This is a genomic window from Exiguobacterium sp. N5 (assembly GCF_025842465.1).
Lineage (GTDB): Bacteria > Bacillota > Bacilli > Exiguobacteriales > Exiguobacteriaceae > Exiguobacterium > Exiguobacterium profundum.
Map to the genome: position 1 here is coordinate 539,952 of NZ_JAPAEP010000001.1, position 19,664 is coordinate 559,615.

The following is a 19,664-nucleotide window of genomic DNA, read 5'->3' on the forward strand; positions in this document are numbered from 1 at the left end:
AAGGACCGATATGTCTTTCACGATTATTCGAATTTTAAAGCGTCCCCGTCGAACGACTCGTCCGCTACTTTGATCGAGTCTGTCGGACAACCCTCGAATGCATCCATCATGTCTTCGTATAACTCATCTGGGATTTCAACAGTACCTGTGTTGTCATCCATTAAGTTGAACGCAAGACCTTCATCATCATAATCGTAAATATCTGGTGCTGCCGCGCCGCAAGCTCCGCATGCGATACATGTATCTTTATCGACGATTGTAAATTTTGCCATGATAATAACCCTCCAAACGGTTCGTTTCTCTTAGAAATCATTCTACTGACTATGAGTAATTGTAGTCTACATACCCAATTATTTCAATGAGGAAACGAGCGTCTTTTTGGTAGGATAATGATTTTTTTAAGGAAGTGACGATTTGGTTCATTTAGCGGATGGAGTTCTACTGCTGGCCATTAAACGATTAAATGGAGAACGGAGTGAGCGAAGTCTCTACCATGTCCTGAATGGAAAGCGTTCGGCCACAACGCTACAGGACGCATTTTTTTACGAGTTGGAGCCTCTTTTTGGACAGTTTCCGCAGACGGCTTATTCATACGAGTCTGTGCTAAAACAACTTGAAAAACGAGGATGGCTCGATCGTAAACGATTTAGATTGACAGAGGCGGGAGAACTACTAGCTTCACCTGAATCGGTTGAGCAACTATTCAAGCGGTTGGGCGGGGAACGCCGTGATTATAACGCGACCACATGGAAACGCTTGAGTTTGTTCGTGCAGACGTTCATGTCAAAAGAACACGCCCGTACATTTTATCCTGTACAAGCCGATCGTCCAGCAGAGCAATGGGTCAAGCAGTTGTTACATCTTGATCGGGATTGGAAAGCGCTCATGCGAACGTTTCATCAAGAGATTGAACAAGCACTTGAACAAATCGGGGACCCGTATGCGACGGCCGTCGTCTATCGATTCACAGGAGCGTTTGAGACGGGTTTGACATATGAACAAATCGCCAGCCTGCTTCATGTTGATGCCGAAACGGCTCGTTTGTATTTTTTGGCCGGATGGAACGAACTGTTGATGGTCTTGCCGGATGATGCCAAACTACGGGGGTTTACGTACGGCTTATCGACGGACCGGATGACTTATTCAGCACGTGAGTCATATGAATTGTTCTTAAAGGGGTACACGTTCCAACAGGTTCAAGCGAAACGGCGTTTACGTACGAGTACGATTGAAGACCATGTCGTCGAGATGGCGATGTATTTAGAAGTCTTCCCGCTCGAACAATTTGTACCGATGGAGGATGTGGTCACGATTGAAGAGTTGCGGCATCCGGATAGCTGGGCGCTCAAACCGATATTTGAGAAAATGGGGCGTGTCAGTTATTTTCAAATTCGACTCGTCTTCGCCAGACTGAAACGAGGTGAGAGTTTTGTATGAAGCGACATTAAAACGAGTGTTCGGGTATGAATCGTTTCGTCCTGGGCAACACGACATCATACATGCCGTGATCGAAGGGCAGGATGTATTGGCCGTCATGCCGACGGGGGCGGGGAAATCGCTGACGTTCCAACTCCCTTCTTATATTAAAAATCAAGGGCTCACGGTGATTGTTTCGCCGTTACTCTCACTCATTGAGGACCAGATGCTTCATATACGAGAACGGGGAGAGCGTGGTGTCGCTCGTTTGACGTCGATGGAATCGGCTGAAGAGAAGCAGGACATCATCAACCATTTGAAACGTTACCGTTTTTTATATCTTTCACCCGAACAATTGGCCGTTCCTTATGTGACGCGTGCTCTGGCGAATGTGAAAATTCAAATGCTCGTCATTGACGAGGCGCACTGTATCTCACAATGGGGGCATGAGTTCCGTCCTGAGTATGCGCGTTTAGGTGAGTTGCGAAAACAGATTGGGAGCCCCCAGTGTATGGCGGTCACGGCGACGGCGCCAGAAGGCGTGAAACAGGACATCATTGAAAAGCTGGCACTGTTCTCACCTGAACAATTCGTCCACTCTGCCAATCGTCCGGAAATCCGATTGTTGGTTGAACGGTTGGAAAAGGAGAAGAAACTTGAGCGATTGAAAGAGTTGATTCAAGTGATTCCCAAACCTGCAGTCGTTTACACGGCGACCCGTCGCGAGGCAGAGGCGTTAGCCTTTGAGCTAGAGGATGCATTGTTTTACCATGGAGGCATGTCTACGGAAGACAGGCGACTCGTGCAGTCCCAGTTTTTACGGGACGAAGTGTCGGTCATGGTATGCACGAGTGCGTTCGGGATGGGTGTGAACAAAGACAACGTCCGTTCTGTCGTTCATTTTCAGTTGCCGGCAACAGTTGAGGCATACATGCAGGAAATCGGACGAGCGGGGCGTGACGGACAACCCGCATTCGCGGTCCTTCTATATGCTGATGGCGACGAACGCATCCAGCAATTTTTAATCGACGGACAGTACCCGAAAGACGAGGACATGCGACTAGCCTATTTTGAACGTGAGAACGGGACGTCGCTCGCGCAACTACCAAGGTTGTTACGGATGAACGAAGAAGACCCGAAGTTTCTCCTGCTGAAGCAATTGTTGACAGAACGTTCGCTTCAAGAAGCCCTCGATTGGGTAAAAGAAAGAAAGCGAGATCGGTATCGTCAACTCGGGCAGATGATGGATTATGCCCTCATCCGGACATGCCGACGCGATTACTTGCTTCGTTATTTCTCCGAACAAACGGTCGACCAAGAAGAATGCTGTGATGTTTGTGGGCCGATTCCGTTCCCGGATACACCGCAAATCGTTCGAAAAAATGTGACAGAATGGAAAATTCGGTTGACGCAAATCTTTTCCTTTGAATAATATCATAGTAAAATGGTAAAAAAGGTAAAGGAGGGCATACGTTGCGACATCGGAATCAGGCGGATTCTTTACGCGAGCAATTGGCGGACACGTTGCCGTCTCGAGCTGAGAGGCAAGAGGGCGAACGGAAGAGGAAGTTAAATGATAACTGGATGAAGCGCCCGTTGGCGATGACATTAACCTTCGCCATGCTAGCGATTATTCTCATTTTCATATATATCGGGCGACACGCCATATTTTAAACGAGGTGCGAACAGAGTTCGCATCTTTTTTTATTCTTAAAAAATTCTCGATTGCACAATAAAAGGGGTAAACCTCTTGCGTTGAGGATATACTTATATCATAAGAACGAGTAAGAGAGGAGGGCGGAGATGCCGAAATACTCCATCAAGACCGTGGCGACCTTGACAGGCGTCAATCCGACGACGATTCGCGCTTGGGAACGTCGCTATCAGTTTATCGTGCCGAGCCGAACGGATTCCGGTCACCGCCTGTATTCAGATCAGGATGTTGAAAAAATCAAATGGGTCGTGAACAAGCAGAAAGAAGGGCTTTCTGTCTCACAAGCCATTCAACAACTTCATCAAGCGCCTGAACCAGAACCGACAACGGCCAAACTATACGATGAAGAATTGAAAGACGGGCTGCTCCATGCGTTGCTCTCATTTGATGAACGGACAGCTCATGATTTGATCAATCGTGCGTTTAATACGTTCAGTTTTGAAAAAGTGACGAAGGATGTGATTGGGCCACTGCTCATGGAAATCGGTTCACGATGGGAGAATGGCTCGATTACGATTGCCCACGAGCATTTCGCCACGGCATTTTTACGAGCACGGCTTTCGACGCTGTCCCTTCAAATGCCGATGAACCCGTTCCTGCCACGTATCACGTGTGTCTGTGCACCCGGGGAGATGCATGAGATCGGATTATTGTTTGTCACGCTCTATTTGCGACAACATGGATACGATGTCATCTTTTTGGGAGCGGGTTTCCCGAAAGAAGATTTGAGTAAAGCGTTACATGATATCGACACTTCTTGTCTCATCTTCGCATGTACGCTGACTGAGCATATTCCGAACTTGTTAGAGGCGATGGATTATATTCAAAACGAGCATGCTGAATTAAAAATCGGTGCAGGTGGATATGCAGTCAGCTTGGAGAGAGAGCGATTCAATGGGTCATTTCTTGGCGACGCTCCTGAAGAGTGGACAAAATGGTTATCAACTATTTGACACGGGATGAAAACGGGAGTAGCTTATTATTAGGATTGACTATTCACTGGAGGTTTTCGATTGAGATTTGAAAAACAAACAAAAGAACATCTTCGTGTATATGTGACTGCGAATGAGCTATCGTTACGTGGAATCGCCATCGATACGATCGTAGGGGAAAACGGTCAACAACTGTGGAAAGAACTACTTGAAACAGCAGAAAGTGAGTACGGATTTTCACCGCAAGGAGCGGTTGATTTGAATGTGACAATGTTCCCTCGCGATGGACTCGTCATCGATGTTCAAAAAGGTGAAGCGATTGCTGAGCTCGATGTCGAGCAGGTCGAGATTCGATTAACGATTGATGTAATCCATCATTTGATTTATCAGTTCGAGGACATTGAAGATGTGATCAACGCTTCGATTCGTCTTTTCCCGCATATACATGAAACCGAGCAGGGTGGCACGCTTTATCATTACAACGGTCATTACTACCTTCACTTCGTTGAGGTTCTTCCTTCGCAGGTAGAAGAACGACTCGCGGCCATTTTGTCCGAGTACGGCAAGACGACTACGGTCAGTCCGTACGTCATGATGGAATACGGAAAGACGATTCAAACTGAACAAGCCGTGAAAGAGCTGTACGATGCATTCGCATGAGTACGGCTTTTTTACTTTTCTGTTCCTATTGTTTTTAGGGTGTCCGTGTTATGATTAGACTTGAATTTTCAGTAGCTAGTTGAAGGAGAGATTGGAATGAAAGTCGCTGTTTTATATGGTGGAGTGTCAGGAGAACGAGAGGTATCTCTCACGAGCGGGCAAGGGATGATAGAAGCGTTGACGGAACGTGGTCATGAGGTCACGGCCATTGACTTTCATCCGAAACGGGCGAACGAGCTGTTAACATTGGATGTCGACGTCGTCGTCAGTGCGTTGCACGGGAAATATGGTGAAGATGGTCGTGTGCAATCGTTATTAGAAATGGCTGGAATTCCTTATACGGGATCAGGTGTCTTGGCATCTGCTCTGGCGATGGATAAAGCGAGAGCAAAAATCATCTTCGCGGCATCCGGTATCCGAGTCGCTCGTGACGTCTTAATCGAGTCACGGGAATCAATCGATGCAAAAGTCGCTGAGTGGGGAATGGAGTTCCCATGTGTCGTCAAACCAGCGCAAGAAGGATCATCGAATGGTCTGACGATTGCAATGGACGAAACGATGTTACGTGAAGGAATTGAAAAGGCGTTTGCTTGTGATTCAGCGGTACTTGTCGAGCAGTACATCAAAGGGAAAGAGCTGACAGTTCCCGTCATCGGGAACTTTGGGAAAGAAGAGGCTCTTCCTGTCATTGAAATCATTCCAAAAAATGAATTTTACGACTATGAATCGAAGTATACGGAAGGTGGTTCGATTCATGTCTGTCCGGCTGAAATCTCGGTCGAGCTGACAGCGGAGGTTCAACAGGCGGCAGTCCTTGCGCATCGCGCGCTCGGTTGTTCAGGATATTCGCGCTCTGACTTCCTCGTTTCAGAAGAGGGAAAAGCCTACATTCTAGAGACGAATACTCTGCCGGGCATGACGCCGCTTAGCCTGTTTCCGGATAGTGCCAAGACAGTCGGAATCTCGTACGGTGAGCTTTTGGAACGCTTTATCGAGCTCGCACTTGAGCGCGTAGCGAAGTAAGACATCTGGATTACGCCATCCATCAAGAAAACGCTTTCATTATTTTTGAAAAGCCCTTTCAAATTGAACGCGTATCAGCTATACTTTTAAACGAATACGAGGTTAATTCTTGGGGGAGAATTGACAATTTAGGGGAGGAAACCTTCATGATTACGGATCAAGAAAAAGGTCATCAAAAACGAAAAAACATCTTGGAATCGACACAAGAGGTAATTCACGAAGCTTTAGATAAACTCGGCTATCCAGATGAGATGTACGAGTTATTAAAAGAACCGCTTCGCATGCTGACCGTTCGGATCCCTGTTCGCATGGACGATGGCTCAACGAAGATCTTCACAGGCTATCGCGCTCAACATAATGATGCGGTCGGACCGACTAAAGGGGGAATTCGGTTCCACCCGAGCGTAACGGAGGTAGAAGTCAAAGCATTATCAGTATGGATGAGTCTAAAAGCAGGAATTGTAGACTTGCCTTACGGTGGTGGGAAAGGCGGAATCGTCTGTGACCCACGTGAGATGAGTTTCCGTGAAATCGAACGTTTGAGTCGCGGATATGTCCGTGCCATCAGTCAAATTGTTGGACCTACAAAAGATATCCCGGCTCCGGACGTGTTCACAAACTCACAAATCATGGCATGGATGATGGATGAATACAGTCGCATCGATGAATTCAACTCACCTGGATTCATCACAGGAAAACCGCTCGTTCTTGGCGGGTCGCATGGTCGTGAGACAGCGACGGCAAAAGGTGTGGCCATCATGATTCGTGAAGCGGCACTTCGTCGCGGAATCGAATTGAAAGGTGCGCGGGTCGTCGTCCAAGGATTCGGGAACGCGGGAAGTTTCCTTTCTAAATTCATGTACGATGCAGGGGCGAAAGTGATTGCGGTCAGTGACGCTTACGGAGCTATCCATGATGAGAATGGTCTCGATATCCCGTATTTGTTAGATCGTCGCGATTCATTCGGTACGATTTCGACATTATTTAAAAACACGATCTCGAACAAAGAAATGTTAGAGCTCGATTGTGATATTTTAGTCCCAGCTGCGATTGAGAATCAAATTACAGAAGACAATGCGGACGCGATTAAAGCATCGATTGTGGTCGAGGCAGCCAACGGTCCGACGACGAACGAAGCAACGAAAATCTTGACTGAACGTGGAATTCTCCTCGTGCCGGACGTGTTGGCGTCAAGTGGTGGGGTCACGGTTTCGTACTTCGAATGGGTACAAAACAACCAAGGTTACTATTGGACGGAAGAAGAAGTTGAGGAAAAACTTGAAAAAGTACTCGTTCACTCGTTCAATACGGTATACAATACATCTTCAGCCCGTAAAGTCGATATGCGTCTCGCCGCCTACATGGTCGGTGTACGCAAAATGGCGGAAGCCTCACGTTTCCGTGGCTGGGTCTAATCAAAAAAAGTTCGGTCAACTCAAGTTGACCGAACTTTTTTATACGTTAATGCGGTTCGCAATCGTATCGGCAATCGCCTTGCCGTGGAATCTACCGTTCTCAATGAAGATCTTGTTCGCATCGTTTCCGGCTGCGACCACGCCCGCAATGAAGAGGTGTTCGACATTTGTTTCAAACGTTTCTTCATCGTATGTCGGGACACCACTCTCTTCATCGATCACAATGCCTGCACTCTCGAACAGATGGTGGTCGGGCTGATAACCGGTCATCGCGAAGACATGATCTGCATAGACATGCTTCTCTTCACCGTGTTGACGGTAGTAGACGCCATCATCGGTGATGCGTTCGATTGTCGCCTCAAACTCCATTCGAACTTTCTCATGACGGACGAGTGAATCGAAGTTTGGAAGAACCCATGGTTTGACGGAAGGGCTATACGAATCGCCTCGATAGAGTACCGTCACAAAGGCACCAGCCTTTTCGAGTTCGATTGCCGCATCGACAGCGGAATTTTTCCCGCCGATGATCGTGACGTGTTGTCGATAATAAGGATGTGCCTCGTTGAAATAGTGATGGACGTGCGGCAACGTTTCGCCAGGTACGTCAAGCAGACGAGGACGTCCATAATAGCCTGTTGCTAAAATCACATAGTCCGCTTCGCGAATGGTTTCGCCACGTCGTTCATGTCTTGATGTCACAACGAATCGGTCACTTTTTTTATCGACCGACTCGACCGTTTCGAACGGGTGGACGTTTAAACCGGTACGTGTGACGACTTCTCGATAATAGACGAGTGCATCTTGACGACGTGGCTTCAAATCCTTACATATGAACGGAATGTCTCCGATCTCGAGCAAGCTCGCGGAAGAGAAGAACGTTTGATGCGTCGGATACCGATAGATGGCGTCGACGATGTTTCCGCGCTCAATCACCGTACAAGAGACTCCGATCTTCTCCAGTTCGATGGCGGCCGAGAGACCGCATGGCCCGGCACCTACAATAATCGCTTGTTTGTTCACTGAATATCACCTCTTTGCTCATTGTAGGGAAGGGGGCGCAGTTGCGCAAGGTTATTGCTGGAAGCTAAAGCTATGTTCCATGACTGACTGGGATGAGCCGGACTCGAGTTCGACGAGGAGTCGTAAACGAGCTTTTTGTGAATTCAATCCGTTTGAAAAAATGACACCCATCTCTTTCAGTTGTTTGCCACCCCCGTCGTAACCGTAAACATCTTGAACGATTCCGTTGAAGCAACGGCTGACAATCACGACGGGAATCTCTTTGACTAAATGTTCTAGTGCGGACAAGAGGGTCGGCGGAACGTTTCCTTGCCCTAACACTTCAAGGACGAGTCCGTCGTACCCAAGCGTGATTACAGATTCAAGTAAATCTGGTTCCATTCCTGCGACGACTTTCAACACGGCTACACGTTTTGAGATGGACGGAATCATTTTCGGTTGTCTCGTTGCTGGTTGACTATAGATGAGTACATGGTCCTTTGTGACCATACCCACGTTACCGAAGTGCACAGACTTGAATGTGTCGACTGAAGACGTGTGCGTTTTGGTCACGTTAAATGCCGAATGAATCTCACCGTTGAAAACGACAAGCACGCCTTTTCCACGAGCCGCTTCGCTTTTTGCGACGCGAAGCGCTGTGATCAAATTAAATTCTCCGTCCGAACCGACCTCGTTCGAGGACCGCATCGCTCCTGTCAACACGATTGGGACAGGCGCACCGAGCGTGATTTGTAAGAAGTAAGCCGTCTCTTCTAATGTATCGGTACCGTGCGTGATGACGACTCCGTCATACGTGTCTTGTGTCAGTTCACGTTGGATGAACTGTGCCAATTCAAGCATCTTCTCTGGAGTCATGTGAGGTGACGGGATATTTGAAAAGTGCTTTGTTGTAATGTGAGCAATATCCGTCGCTTTCGGAAGAGTGGCGTCGATTGGATTGACATCGCTCGGTTCGACGTGTCCTGTGCCGGATTGTGACATGGCGATAGTACCGCCGGTGTGGATCAGTAATAAATGATTCATAAGTGTCCTCCTAATTATTTTTATGAAGATTTCCATTTTCTAGGCGTTCTCTACTTTTTCTTTCAGACAATTCAGTGTATGCTAGGGAGAGAAAGGAGAGATGCATCATGATCGCAATCGCCTTGTCTGCGGTTGCACCTGGGCTCGCCCTTCTTTCCTACTTCTATCTACGCCATGAGTTGGAGGCAGAACCGCTCGGATATGTGATTCGTTCTTTCGTGGCCGGAGCCGTTCTCGTGTTCCCGATCATGTTTATCCAATATGCGTTCGTTGAAGAGGGAGTGCTTACTGGACCGTTTTGGCAGGCGTATGTCGCCACTGCCCTGCTTGAAGAGTTTTTTAAATGGTTTATGATTTATTATACAATATATATACATAAAGTCTTTGATGATTACTACGACGGGATTCTCTATGCGGTCGCCTGCTCATTAGGCTTTGCGACTTTAGAGAATTTTTTATACTTATGGGTGTACGATTCATTAGAAATTGCGATTTGGCGAGCAATCCTGCCTGTGAGCGGGCACGCTTTGTTCGCGGTCGTGATGGGGTACTGCTTAGGACGAGCGAAGCATTCGATTCGAGAACGGCTCTGGCTGTTCATGGCAATCTTTTCTGCGACGGTCATCCACGGAACGTTTGATTTGATTTTGATACTCGAACCGAATCAAAAGCTTCCTGCCGTGCTTTATATCGTCATTTTATGGACCGTGGCACTTTTACTCGTGCGAGCGGCAAACTTGTCCAATCGTCGACAATTTAAATAAAGGGGAAGAATCAGTATGTTAAAAGAAGGTCAAGAACTGAGAATCGAAGTGGAAGGGCGTGCAGAGGGGAAAACGAAAATTGCAGCCATAACCGATCAAGTCGTATGGATTGAGTCGCCGAGTGACATGATGACGCTCAAAACATTTTTTTTACATGAAGAGGAGGCCATGCGGGTCTTTTTCTTCCAAGGAGACAATCAGCTGTTCGCATTCGACACGAAAGTCGTGAAGCGAATCAGCGATGCCCAAATGACATTACGCTATGCGTTCAATTTGCCAGATGAGAAAAAAATCAAACGGATTCAGCGTCGTGAATATTTACGTGTTCCAGAAATGATTGACGTGACCGTTCTTGCAACCGATGAGGAAAGTTTCGAATCGTTCGAAACAACATCTCTTGACATATCTGCTGGGGGGATGAAAATCATCGCCAACCGCGCTCCAATCGAAGTAGATGAGTCCCTGATTGTCGTGTTTCGAATTGAGGATGAGCATGGCTCGCCCCAGAACTTCCGTCTTAAGAGCCGTCTTGTGCGCATACATAAACAGGAAGTGAAAGAAGAACTGTCTCTGGCATTTGAAGATTTGACCCCTCGTGACCAAGAGACGATTTTACGATACTGCTTCCGTGTTCAGCTTGAAGCGCGAAAGCGGACAGGGTCTGTATTTTCTTCAAGATAAAAAACTGTTATGATGTTCTCGGGATTATTGACCGAGAGGAGGAGGGTATCGGGAACACTCGATACCCGTTTTGTATGAAAAAATCATTACAAATTGCTTTAGACGGACCGGCGGGTGCTGGGAAAAGTACGATTGCCAAGTCGCTTGCGAAACAATTAGGGTATGTGTACATCGATACAGGTGCAATCTATCGGGCGGTAACGTATCGCGCCTTGAACGAAGGAATTGCGCTCGAAGATGGACCAGCACTTGCTCAGATGATCGAGGACATGTCATTACGACTCGTCCCATCGGAAGAGGGACAACGCGTATTTGACGGTGAGGAAGAAGTGACGTCTGTCATTCGCTCGAGTGAAGTGACGAATAACGTCAGTTTCGTCGCACGTCAACCTGAAGTGCGTGATGCCTTGATGGACCTTCAACGTGATTTGGCTAAAGAAGGCGGTGTCGTCATGGACGGCCGCGATATCGGAACACATGTCTTGCCGAATGCCGATTTAAAAGTGTTTATGACCGCTTCGGTCGAAGAACGTGCCCGTCGTCGCCATGAAGAAAATATCTCGAAAGGCATCCCGAGCGACTATGAACAACTGATCGAAGAGATTGCACTTCGTGACAAACGCGATTCTGAGCGTGAAGTGGCACCTCTCCGTCAAGCTGAAGATGCCTATTTCCTCGATACGACGACGTTGTCCATTGACGGAGTGGTTCAAGCAATTGAACGATTAATTGAAGAGGTGAAAGCATGAGCAAGCCATTAAACAATGGACCGTTCGGCATGTATCGATTGGCGAGAGGCGTCGTGAACGTCATTCAACGCTTCTCGTTTCAGGTCGAATTCATCGGTCGGGAGAATGTTCCGATGGACGGGTCGATCCTTGTCTGTTCGAACCATCAGTCAAATTGGGACCCGGTGCTTCTCGCATGTGCGATTCCAAAGCAGCGTCCGCTCCGATTTTTTGCGAAGAAAGAACTTTTTAGTGTCCCGGTACTGAAGCATATTTTGAAGCGTGCAGGTCAGATTCCAGTATCTCGTGGGGAAGGTGACCGACAAGCGCTTCGTGTCGTGCTTCAAAAGTTGAAAGAGGATGAAGTCATCTCTATCTTTCCGGAAGGAACGCGTTCAAAAGACGGTACGCTTGGAAAGGCGCAAGCCGGTGTCGGTTTTTTTGCGATGCGTTCGGATGCACACATTTTACCGATTGCCATCATTGGCAAGTATAAGTTTCGCGCAAAACTCCGTGTCGTTATCGGGAAGCCAATCGACTTGTCAGAATTGAAAGCACGTAAGGCGAGTGCGCAAGAAGCGGCCGACTTGATCATGGATACGATTTCCGAACTCTACTTGAAGCACTCGTTCACGAAGTAAAAAACGGATTGTGGAATTGAGGTTTAAACTTCTTTCAATAGAGGTACAATCTTCATAACGCCTTGACAAATTCTCGGAATTATAAGAGATTTATACTAGGTGTAAGCGCCTTTGGCGCTCCTTTTTGTACTCATCGTGAGGGGGTAGTGTTGGAATGGTCGAAGAAATGAAAGATATGCCTGATTTTGAAATTAATCGTGGTCAAATTGTGACCGGAACAGTCGTCAAAATCGAGGATAAGCAAGCGCTGATCGATATCGGTTATAAAACCGAAGCGATTTTGCCAATTAGCGAAGTATCAAGCATGCATCTAGACGATTTAAACGAATCACTCCAAGTGAACGACGAGATTCGTGTCAAAGTGAAAAAGGTCACGGACGAAGAAGTAGTCGTTTCGAAAAAAGACGTCGATGCCGAAGCAGCATGGGATCGCATCGTTGAAAAATTCGAATCAGGTGAAGTGTTTGAAGTGATGGTGAAAGATAAGGTCAAAGGTGGTCTTGTCGTCGATATTGGAATCCGTGGATTTATCCCTGCATCCCTTGTCGAAAGTCACTTCGTCGAAGACTTCTCGTCATACTTGAATAACCCAATTACCGTAAAAGTCGTCGAGATTGACCGCGAAAAAAATCGCGTCATCTTGTCACATAAAGCAGTTGTCGAAGAAGAGATGAGCGCGAAGAAATCAGAAACGCTCGAATCGCTTGAAGTCGGACAAATAATCGAAGGAACAGTCCAACGATTAACTGATTTTGGGGCGTTCGTCGATATCGGTGGCGTGGACGGTCTCGTTCACATCTCGGAAATGGCACATAGCCGCGTCGAGAAGCCGAGCGACGTCGTAACTGAAGGCGACCGCGTGAAAGTGAAAGTGCTCGGGCTCGACTTAGATAATGAAAAAGTGAAACTTTCCATTAAAGAGACACAACCTGGTCCGTGGGAAACCATCGAAGGGAAGATCCAGCCGGGAGATGTCATCGAAGGAACTGTCAAACGTCTCGTGACGTTCGGTGCGTTTGTCGAAGTCGCACCACAAGTGGAAGGTCTGCTTCACATCTCGCAAATTGCGAACCGTCACATCGCGACGCCGTCTGAAGTCTTGTCAGAAGGCCAAGAAGTGAAGGTGAAGGTGCTAGATGTTCATCTCGATGATAAGAAAATCTCATTGTCGATGCGTGCGCTCGAATCATCTGAACCGACTCGTCAAGATGATGATCAAGCGTTACTTGATGAATATAGCGACCAAGGAGGATTCTCTGTCTCGGAATTGACAGGTGATGATTCTTCGGACGACTCTAAATAAGATGATCGTTCAAGCGGGAGTCATGCTCCCGCTTCTTTTTGTATGGTCACTTAATTTTGCCTGTGATATGATAGGTAAGTTGCGTTTCGAAATGATGAAATGATGAAATTTTGATAGAAAGTTAGTGAGGTGTTGTTATGGGAATTCCAGTAGTGGCCATCGTTGGCCGTCCGAATATCGGAAAATCCACAATTTTTAACCGTATCATCGGTGATCGTGTCTCGATCGTCGATGATAAACCGGGTGTCACACGTGACCGTATTTACGGAACAGGAGAGTGGCTCAACCGTAAGTTCCATTTAATCGATACAGGTGGGATCGAAGTAGGGGACGAGCCGTTGCTCGTTCAAATGCGTCATCAGGCGGAACTCGCCATCGATGAAGCAGACGTCATCATCTTCATGGTGAATGGACGTGAAGGGATCACGGCGGCTGATGAAGAGGTTGCGAACTTGTTGTTCCGTTCGAATAAACCGATCGTTCTAGCCGTCAACAAAGTCGATAACTTTGAAATGCGAGATCTCATGTATGAGTTTTATTCCCTCGGATTCGGAGATCCGTTCCCGATTTCGGGTACGCACGGGTTAGGACTCGGTGACTTGTTAGACCAAGTATTTGAACTCGCTCCAGAAAAAGACGAGTACGAATACAACGAAGACGTGATTCAGTTCTCATTGATCGGTCGCCCGAACGTAGGGAAATCAAGCTTGACGAACTCAATCCTCGGTGAAGAGCGTGTCATCGTTTCAAACATTGCAGGTACGACTCGCGATGCGATTGATACACCGTTCACACGTGACGGACAAGAGTACGTCATCATCGATACGGCAGGTATGCGTAAACGCGGAAAAGTATATGAATCGACAGAGCGTTATAGTGTCATGCGCGCACAAAAGGCGATTGAACGCTCGAACGTGGTTCTCGTCGTCCTCGACGGGGAAGAAGGAATCATCGAGCAGGACAAGCGTGTCGCAGGTCTCGCGCATGAAGCCGGGAAGGCGATTGTCATCGTCGTCAATAAATGGGATGCCGTCGAAAAAGATGATAAGACGATGAAGAAGATGGAAGAGAAGATTCGTCAAGAATTCTTATTCCTCGACTATGCGCCGGTTGTCTTCTTATCAGCGCTCACGTCAAAACGCTTGCAGACATTGTTGCCTGTCATAAAACAAGTGGCAGAAACACATCGCCGTCGTATCTCGACGAGCGTATTGAACGATGTCATCGTCGATGCAGTCGCGATGAACCCGACACCGACGGATAAAGGACAACGATTGAAGATCAACTACGCAACTCAAGTGGCCATCGAGCCGCCGACGTTCGTCTTGTTTGTCAACGATCCTGAGTTGTTGCATTTTTCGTATAAACGTTATTTAGAGAATCAAATCCGTAAAGCATTTGACTTCACCGGGACACCGATTCACATCGTGGCTCGTCAGAAAAACTAATAACGGGGGTGCCACTTATGGCAAACGTAGCTGTCATCGGAGCGGGGAGCTGGGGAACGGCCATCTCGCTCGTGTTAGCGGATAATGGCCATGATGTCCTGCTCTATGGACGTGAACAAGAACATGTGGATGAAATCAATTCGTCACATACGAACTCGTTTTATTTGAAAGACGCGCCATTACCTGAATCAATTCGTGCGACGACGAACTTGAAAGAAGCGTTAGATGGTCGAAGTATCGTCTTTCTCGTCGTCCCGAGTTCGGCGATTCGTCCTGTCTCAAAGGAATTGAACACATTGTTGACGGAACCTGTCACCATCGTTCATGCCGCAAAGGGGATCGAACCAAAAACGCATAAGCGCCTTTCAGAAATCATCGCCGAAGAAATCGATCCTTCTAAGCGTCGGGCAATCGGTGTATTAACTGGACCAACTCATGCTGAAGAGGTTGCGGTCCGTAAACCGACGACCATCACAATCGCATGTGCCGACCTTGATGTCGCGGATGAAGTGCAGGAGCTCCTCACAAACGATCAGTTCCGCGTGTACTTGAATTCTGATGTCGTTGGAGCCGAGTACGGTGGAGCACTGAAAAATATCATCGCCCTAGCGGCGGGTATGACGGATGGGCTTGGTTATGGGGACAACGCGAAAGCTGCCCTCATGACTCGTGGGATTGTCGAAATTGCTCGACTTGGCGTGAAGCTTGGAGCGAACCCTGCCTCGTTCTCAGGATTGACAGGGATCGGAGACTTGATTGTGACGGCGACGTCACAACATAGCCGTAACTGGCGAGCTGGTAACGCCATCGGTCGTGGTGAAAAATTAGAAGACGTTCTCGGGAACATGGGAATGGTCGTCGAAGGCGTCCGTGCCTGTGAAGCAGCCCATTCCCTCGCCAAAGAAGCGGGTGTGGAGATGCCGATCACAGAGGCTCTCTATAACGTGTTGTTTGAAGGGAAGAGTCCTCATGATGAAGTGAAAAAATTGATGAGACGCCCGCAAAAACACGAGATGGAACAAGTTTTTCATTTTGAAGAATAGACAGATTGAGAGAGGAGCTGACGTTTTCGTTCAGTTCCTCGCTTTTTTTTGCTAAACTTGAAGTCTGGAGAACATAGAGAAAGTAGGGGGATAGACGTGACACCGTCACTCATCAAAATGTGGATATCATTCGCAGGGATCGGAGCTTTCGCCATCGCTGCATTAATGGTCGCACTCAGTCATACGAAACTGAGCGGTTGGTTCGCCACGCTCGTCAGACTGATTGCTTTCATCATTTTCTTATTTGGGACTGTAATCATGATTTTTGTCGTCGTCTCAGGACCGACTGGAGGATAAACGTGATGAAAAAAAAGATTGTCGCTATCAGTCTGGTTTTGACGACACTGTTAGCAGGGTGTATGTTTCCTGAATCAGAGCGGGCCAACAATATCCCGTACGAAGATCAATTGAATACGGTACAAAGTGCGGTCGATGCCTATCGTGAGCAATCTGGGGTATTGCCAATCAAAACGAAACCAGCAGAAACGCCTCTCATGGAGCGTTACCCAGTTGAATTCGCTCGTCTCGTGCCTGGCTATTTAGCGGACCCACCGGCGAATAGTTTCGAAGGTGGCGGGTTGTTCCAATATATCCTCGTCGATGTCGAGACGGAACCGACCGTAAAGCTGATCGACTTGCGTGTGTCTGAGCGGTTGCAACAACTTCAAACGAATATCAACGCATTTCGGGCAAAAGAAGGCAAGTTCCCATTTGACGGATCATTAGGTAAGAATCAGTTCACGCTCGATTATGATAAAATCTTTGTCACAGAAGAGCCGTTCATTCCAAGTCCTTATTCGGATCGTGAACTTCCGATCTACGTGGATGGCACGGGACAACTGTTTGTAGACTATCGCGAAGATGTGAAGGAAGCGCTTCAAAAGACGGATGAGTCACCAGAAATTGGCGAAGATATTCGTTATTTGCTCTATAAAGATGCTCCATTCGCCCCAGCTTATTCGCAAGGATACACAATTGATGAACGAGGAGAAGTCGTTTTTTTAAACAACTGAACCTGTTTTGATAGTGAATGTCGCGAAATCATGCAAAAAATGTTGTCATATCAACGTTTGTACGATATGATTAATCCCGTAAACTCCCTGTGAGAGGAGGTGAATCGTGATGAACAAAACTGAATTGATCCAAGCTGTTACTGAGAAAGCCGATGTTTCTAAAAAAGAAGCAACGAAAATCGTAGAAGCTACGTTTGAATCAATCACTGAAGCACTCCAAAACGGTGAGAAAATTCAATTGATCGGTTTTGGTACTTTTGAAGTTCGTGAGCGTGCTGCCCGTAAAGGTCGTAACCCACGTACAAAAGAAGATATCGAAATCCCAGCGAGCAAAGTTCCTGCATTCAAAGCAGGTAAAGCGCTCAAAGATGCGGTCAAGTAATCTGCAATACATAAGTCGCCGAAAGGCGGCTTTTTTTGTTGGGTTTACGAGTTCGAATGACGTGAATGTGACAAAAATGTGCTATACTATGTCAGAATGACAATGAAGTGGACGAGGGGGGATAGCATGGAACAGTTGACAAATGAATTCGTTGTCACAGACCTTGCTCGTCAAATCGAAACACGTATGAATCATCCCTATTTGACGAAACACGAGGTTGTACCAGCCGTCGACATGTTATTGCTTCGTTGGATGGTCGAGATGATTGATTTGGAATCGATTGAGCATCGACAACTCGTGATGGCAACCTATTTCGCACATCAAGCGCTTGATTTACACGACCAAGTAAACAGCAGCCCGAACGGATCTTTGGCACGCCAATTAAAAGTGCTCGCCGGGGACTTTGCATCGGCTCAGTTTTATAAAATCTTGACGGACTTTCCATCATCATACAGTGATCGATTCGGTCAGTCTGTACAGCGGGTCAATGCGGCGAAGTGCACCTTATTGCTTGAGAAGAACGTTTCAATGAACGTTTGGCTCGAAGCGAACGTCGGATTGATTCAAACACTTTCCGAACTGATTGAACAACCTTATTTGACAACGAGCGGGAAACGAATGATTGAAAAGAAAGCGACAGCGCTTAGACAAGACCAAAAGGAGCAACTTACGACGTTGCTCGCGCATGCGGTCGCTTAGAACGGAAAGGATGTTACGCGTTGCAACCGATAGAAAAAGAGCAAAAAGTATACGAAGTATTTCAGTCCATTTCTCCGAGCTACGATACGATGAACTCGATTATCAGCTTCCGACTTCATAAATGGTGGCGACGGACAACGATGAAAAAAATGAACGTCTTTCCGGGGGCTAAATGTTTAGACGTTTGTTGCGGGACTGCTGACTGGACGATTCAATTAGCGGATGCTGCCGGAAACACGGGAGTTGTGAAAGGACTCGATTTTTCAGAGAACATGCTAAAAGTGGGAGAGGAAAAGGTCAAATCTTGGCCGAACATCGAATTGCTTCATGGAAATGCGATGGCTCTTCCGTTTGGTGACAACTCCTTTGACTATGTCACAATCGGATTTGGACTCCGAAACGTTCCGGACTATATGACGGTCTTGCGTGAAATGCACCGTGTCTTGAAACCAGGTGGAACGGTTGTTTGTCTCGAGACGAGCCAACCGACAGCACCGCTTTTTAAAGAGTTGTACCGTTTTTACTTTGGAACGGTCATGCCGCTTTTTGGAAAGGTCTTTGCCGGTTCATACGATCAGTATAAGTGGTTGCAGGAGTCGACCGATCAGTTCCCAGATCGTTTGACTCTCAAGCGGATGTTCGAAGATGCCGGGTTTGAACAAGTCGAAGTGAAGACATTCTCCGGAGGTGCATGTGCCATGCATCTAGGAAAGAAGTGGTGAACCATGTCTTTGAAGCGACTTTATCGTCATATGAACCGAGAGATTGATCAAATCGATCAATTCTTATCTACTCGAGTCAGGACGGACCACCCTGTCATTGAATCGGCATCGCGCCAATTACTCGATGCCGGTGGCAAGCGCATCCGACCCGCCTTCGTCTTACTGAGCGCCGGGTTTGGTGAGACAAAAGATATCCGTTTGACGAAAGTTGCCTCAAGTCTTGAGTTGATTCATATGGCATCACTCGTCCATGACGATGTCATCGATGACGCGATGCTCCGTCGTGGCAAACCAACCGTGATGGAACGATATGATGAAACAGTAGCGATGTATACAGGGAATACGTTATTCGGAGAAGCGATTCGTCTCGTATCCGAAATTGATTCACCAGAAGTGATGCGCATCATGGCAGATACGATGGAACGAATCTGTGTCGGTGAAATCAATCAAATCCAAGATCAATTTGAGTGGGGGCAATCACCGAAGCGCTATTTAGATCGGATTGCGCGAAAGACCGCTCTGTTGATTGAAACGAGTTGTGCGGCAGGAGCTGTCATCTCTGGAGCGTCTCCACAAATCGTGAGGCAATTAAGTCTGTTTGGATATGACATCGGTATGGCTTTTCAAATGACGGATGACTTGCTTGATTTTACCGCTAAGAGTTTTCAGCTCGGTAAGCCGGTCGGGGAAGATTTGAAGCACGGTCATAAAACGTTACCGCTCCTATATTCATCTGAGGATTCCGACTTTTATGAACGTCTCCGTCAAGTGAACGCCTCGACGGATACGGAAGTGACGAAATCTCTCGTCCGGGAAGTACAACGAAACGGAACGTTAGAACGCAGTCAACGGACGATTGATCGTTACGTCAACCGTGCCATCCGCCGACTAGACGGGTTGCCGGATGTTCCAGACAAGCGGTCGTTAATTGAAATTGCGCAATATATTGGGAAACGCAAATGGTAAATGCCCCATGTAACCCCTTTCAAAAATGTGTTGGACCGTGTACACTAAATACGTACAACGTACACATTTAT

At 47.2% G+C, this 19,664-nt stretch carries 23 protein-coding genes; 20 read left to right on the forward strand and 3 right to left on the reverse strand.

Annotation, left to right across the window (positions count from 1 at the left end; translation table 11 throughout):
- Positions 1–23: 23 nt before the first annotated feature.
- The gene (locus OKS35_RS02765; protein ID WP_015881446.1) at positions 24–272 is read right to left on the reverse strand and encodes a ferredoxin; all 249 of its coding nucleotides are present in this window, start codon (positions 270–272) and stop codon (positions 24–26) included.
- 142 nt (positions 273–414) lie between these two features.
- Here OKS35_RS02765 and OKS35_RS02770 point away from each other — a divergent pair, with 142 nt between their 5' ends.
- The 7 genes from OKS35_RS02770 (at position 415) to OKS35_RS02800 (ending at position 7,160) form a co-directional block, all read left to right on the forward strand.
- The gene (locus tag OKS35_RS02770; protein ID WP_264092417.1) at positions 415–1,437 is read left to right on the forward strand and encodes a helix-turn-helix domain-containing protein; all 1,023 of its coding nucleotides are present in this window, start codon (positions 415–417) and stop codon (positions 1,435–1,437) included.
- Entirely contained in the window at positions 1,421–2,848 is a 1,428-nt protein-coding gene (locus OKS35_RS02775; protein WP_264092418.1) for a RecQ family ATP-dependent DNA helicase, read from the forward strand. The genes OKS35_RS02770 and OKS35_RS02775 overlap by 17 nt, the downstream gene beginning before the upstream one ends.
- A gap of 41 nt (positions 2,849–2,889) precedes the next feature.
- Positions 2,890–3,090: a hypothetical protein gene (locus tag OKS35_RS02780; protein WP_015881449.1), complete on the forward strand. Its 201-nt coding sequence runs from the start codon at positions 2,890–2,892 to the stop codon at positions 3,088–3,090.
- A 129-nt stretch (positions 3,091–3,219) separates the two neighbouring features.
- Entirely contained in the window at positions 3,220–4,083 is an 864-nt protein-coding gene (locus OKS35_RS02785; protein ID WP_214782994.1) for a MerR family transcriptional regulator, read from the forward strand.
- 60 nt (positions 4,084–4,143) lie between these two features.
- A complete protein-coding gene (locus tag OKS35_RS02790; protein ID WP_074037201.1) occupies positions 4,144–4,722 on the forward strand; it encodes an adaptor protein MecA in 579 nt (192 codons plus the stop codon).
- Positions 4,723–4,818: 96 nt separating this feature from the next.
- The gene (locus OKS35_RS02795; RefSeq protein ID WP_214691038.1) at positions 4,819–5,745 is read left to right on the forward strand and encodes a D-alanine--D-alanine ligase; all 927 of its coding nucleotides are present in this window, start codon (positions 4,819–4,821) and stop codon (positions 5,743–5,745) included.
- Between the two features lie 146 nt (positions 5,746–5,891).
- Positions 5,892–7,160 carry a Glu/Leu/Phe/Val family dehydrogenase gene (locus OKS35_RS02800; RefSeq protein WP_015881453.1) on the forward strand — a complete coding sequence of 423 codons (1,269 nt, stop codon included), beginning with the start codon at positions 5,892–5,894 and terminating at the stop codon, positions 7,158–7,160.
- Positions 7,161–7,199: 39 nt separating this feature from the next.
- Here OKS35_RS02800 and OKS35_RS02805 read toward each other — a convergent pair whose 3' ends face one another.
- A complete protein-coding gene (locus tag OKS35_RS02805; protein ID WP_159562120.1) occupies positions 7,200–8,180 on the reverse strand; it encodes a YpdA family putative bacillithiol disulfide reductase in 981 nt (326 codons plus the stop codon).
- Positions 8,181–8,231: 51 nt separating this feature from the next.
- Positions 8,232–9,203 (reverse strand): asparaginase, encoded by a 972-nt coding sequence (locus OKS35_RS02810; RefSeq protein ID WP_159562121.1) that lies wholly within the window; start codon positions 9,201–9,203, stop codon positions 8,232–8,234.
- A gap of 107 nt (positions 9,204–9,310) precedes the next feature.
- On the opposite strand from OKS35_RS02810, the gene prsW reads away from it, so the two are divergent.
- The 13 genes from prsW (at position 9,311) to OKS35_RS02875 (ending at position 19,593) form a co-directional block, all read left to right on the forward strand.
- Positions 9,311–9,967, forward strand: a complete 657-nt coding sequence (prsW, locus tag OKS35_RS02815) for a glutamic-type intramembrane protease PrsW (RefSeq protein ID WP_074037196.1) — start codon at positions 9,311–9,313, stop codon at positions 9,965–9,967.
- Between the two features lie 15 nt (positions 9,968–9,982).
- Complete coding sequence (locus OKS35_RS02820) at positions 9,983–10,648, forward strand: flagellar brake protein (RefSeq protein WP_074037195.1); 666 nt, start codon at positions 9,983–9,985, stop codon at positions 10,646–10,648.
- Positions 10,649–10,722: 74 nt separating this feature from the next.
- A complete protein-coding gene (gene cmk / locus OKS35_RS02825) occupies positions 10,723–11,397 on the forward strand; it encodes a (d)CMP kinase (protein ID WP_264092419.1) in 675 nt (224 codons plus the stop codon).
- A complete protein-coding gene (locus OKS35_RS02830; protein WP_159562123.1) occupies positions 11,394–12,017 on the forward strand; it encodes a lysophospholipid acyltransferase family protein in 624 nt (207 codons plus the stop codon). The genes cmk and OKS35_RS02830 overlap by 4 nt, the downstream gene beginning before the upstream one ends.
- Positions 12,018–12,171: 154 nt before the next feature.
- The gene (gene rpsA / locus OKS35_RS02835; protein WP_264092420.1) at positions 12,172–13,320 is read left to right on the forward strand and encodes a 30S ribosomal protein S1; all 1,149 of its coding nucleotides are present in this window, start codon (positions 12,172–12,174) and stop codon (positions 13,318–13,320) included.
- A gap of 137 nt (positions 13,321–13,457) precedes the next feature.
- Positions 13,458–14,768 (forward strand): ribosome biogenesis GTPase Der, encoded by a 1,311-nt coding sequence (gene der / locus OKS35_RS02840; RefSeq protein ID WP_015881461.1) that lies wholly within the window; start codon positions 13,458–13,460, stop codon positions 14,766–14,768.
- Between the two features lie 17 nt (positions 14,769–14,785).
- Positions 14,786–15,811: an NAD(P)H-dependent glycerol-3-phosphate dehydrogenase gene (locus tag OKS35_RS02845; RefSeq protein ID WP_196430566.1), complete on the forward strand. Its 1,026-nt coding sequence runs from the start codon at positions 14,786–14,788 to the stop codon at positions 15,809–15,811.
- A gap of 96 nt (positions 15,812–15,907) precedes the next feature.
- Positions 15,908–16,108, forward strand: coding sequence for a DUF2768 domain-containing protein (locus tag OKS35_RS02850; RefSeq protein ID WP_015881463.1), 201 nt, complete (start codon positions 15,908–15,910; stop codon positions 16,106–16,108).
- A gap of 5 nt (positions 16,109–16,113) precedes the next feature.
- The gene (locus OKS35_RS02855; protein WP_214783006.1) at positions 16,114–16,824 is read left to right on the forward strand and encodes a hypothetical protein; all 711 of its coding nucleotides are present in this window, start codon (positions 16,114–16,116) and stop codon (positions 16,822–16,824) included.
- 109 nt (positions 16,825–16,933) lie between these two features.
- The gene (locus OKS35_RS02860; RefSeq protein WP_015881465.1) at positions 16,934–17,206 is read left to right on the forward strand and encodes an HU family DNA-binding protein; all 273 of its coding nucleotides are present in this window, start codon (positions 16,934–16,936) and stop codon (positions 17,204–17,206) included.
- 126 nt (positions 17,207–17,332) lie between these two features.
- Positions 17,333–17,905: a heptaprenyl diphosphate synthase component 1 gene (locus OKS35_RS02865; RefSeq protein ID WP_015881466.1), complete on the forward strand. Its 573-nt coding sequence runs from the start codon at positions 17,333–17,335 to the stop codon at positions 17,903–17,905.
- A 20-nt stretch (positions 17,906–17,925) separates the two neighbouring features.
- Positions 17,926–18,627 carry a demethylmenaquinone methyltransferase gene (locus tag OKS35_RS02870; protein ID WP_015881467.1) on the forward strand — a complete coding sequence of 234 codons (702 nt, stop codon included), beginning with the start codon at positions 17,926–17,928 and terminating at the stop codon, positions 18,625–18,627.
- 3 nt (positions 18,628–18,630) lie between these two features.
- The gene (locus tag OKS35_RS02875) at positions 18,631–19,593 is read left to right on the forward strand and encodes a polyprenyl synthetase family protein (protein ID WP_074037186.1); all 963 of its coding nucleotides are present in this window, start codon (positions 18,631–18,633) and stop codon (positions 19,591–19,593) included.
- Positions 19,594–19,664: the final 71 nt, after the last annotated feature.

Excerpts from the sequence above, each read along its gene's own strand:
- OKS35_RS02765 (WP_015881446.1), bottom strand. The coding sequence starts at position 272 with ATGGCAAAATTTACAATCGTCGATAAAGATACATGTATCGCATGCGGA.
- OKS35_RS02785 (WP_214782994.1), top strand. The coding sequence starts at position 3,220 with ATGCCGAAATACTCCATCAAGACCGTGGCGACCTTGACAGGCGTCAAT.
- OKS35_RS02795 (WP_214691038.1), top strand. The coding sequence starts at position 4,819 with ATGAAAGTCGCTGTTTTATATGGTGGAGTGTCAGGAGAACGAGAGGTA.
- OKS35_RS02800 (WP_015881453.1), top strand. The coding sequence starts at position 5,892 with ATGATTACGGATCAAGAAAAAGGTCATCAAAAACGAAAAAACATCTTG.
- OKS35_RS02810 (WP_159562121.1), bottom strand. The coding sequence starts at position 9,203 with ATGAATCATTTATTACTGATCCACACCGGCGGTACTATCGCCATGTCA.
- prsW (WP_074037196.1), top strand. The coding sequence starts at position 9,311 with ATGATCGCAATCGCCTTGTCTGCGGTTGCACCTGGGCTCGCCCTTCTT.
- OKS35_RS02820 (WP_074037195.1), top strand. The coding sequence starts at position 9,983 with ATGTTAAAAGAAGGTCAAGAACTGAGAATCGAAGTGGAAGGGCGTGCA.
- cmk (WP_264092419.1), top strand. The coding sequence starts at position 10,723 with ATGAAAAAATCATTACAAATTGCTTTAGACGGACCGGCGGGTGCTGGG.
- OKS35_RS02830 (WP_159562123.1), top strand. The coding sequence starts at position 11,394 with ATGAGCAAGCCATTAAACAATGGACCGTTCGGCATGTATCGATTGGCG.
- rpsA (WP_264092420.1), top strand. The coding sequence starts at position 12,172 with ATGGTCGAAGAAATGAAAGATATGCCTGATTTTGAAATTAATCGTGGT.
- der (WP_015881461.1), top strand. The coding sequence starts at position 13,458 with ATGGGAATTCCAGTAGTGGCCATCGTTGGCCGTCCGAATATCGGAAAA.
- OKS35_RS02845 (WP_196430566.1), top strand. The coding sequence starts at position 14,786 with ATGGCAAACGTAGCTGTCATCGGAGCGGGGAGCTGGGGAACGGCCATC.
- OKS35_RS02855 (WP_214783006.1), top strand. The coding sequence starts at position 16,114 with ATGAAAAAAAAGATTGTCGCTATCAGTCTGGTTTTGACGACACTGTTA.
- OKS35_RS02860 (WP_015881465.1), top strand. The coding sequence starts at position 16,934 with ATGAACAAAACTGAATTGATCCAAGCTGTTACTGAGAAAGCCGATGTT.
- OKS35_RS02865 (WP_015881466.1), top strand. The coding sequence starts at position 17,333 with ATGGAACAGTTGACAAATGAATTCGTTGTCACAGACCTTGCTCGTCAA.
- OKS35_RS02875 (WP_074037186.1), top strand. The coding sequence starts at position 18,631 with ATGTCTTTGAAGCGACTTTATCGTCATATGAACCGAGAGATTGATCAA.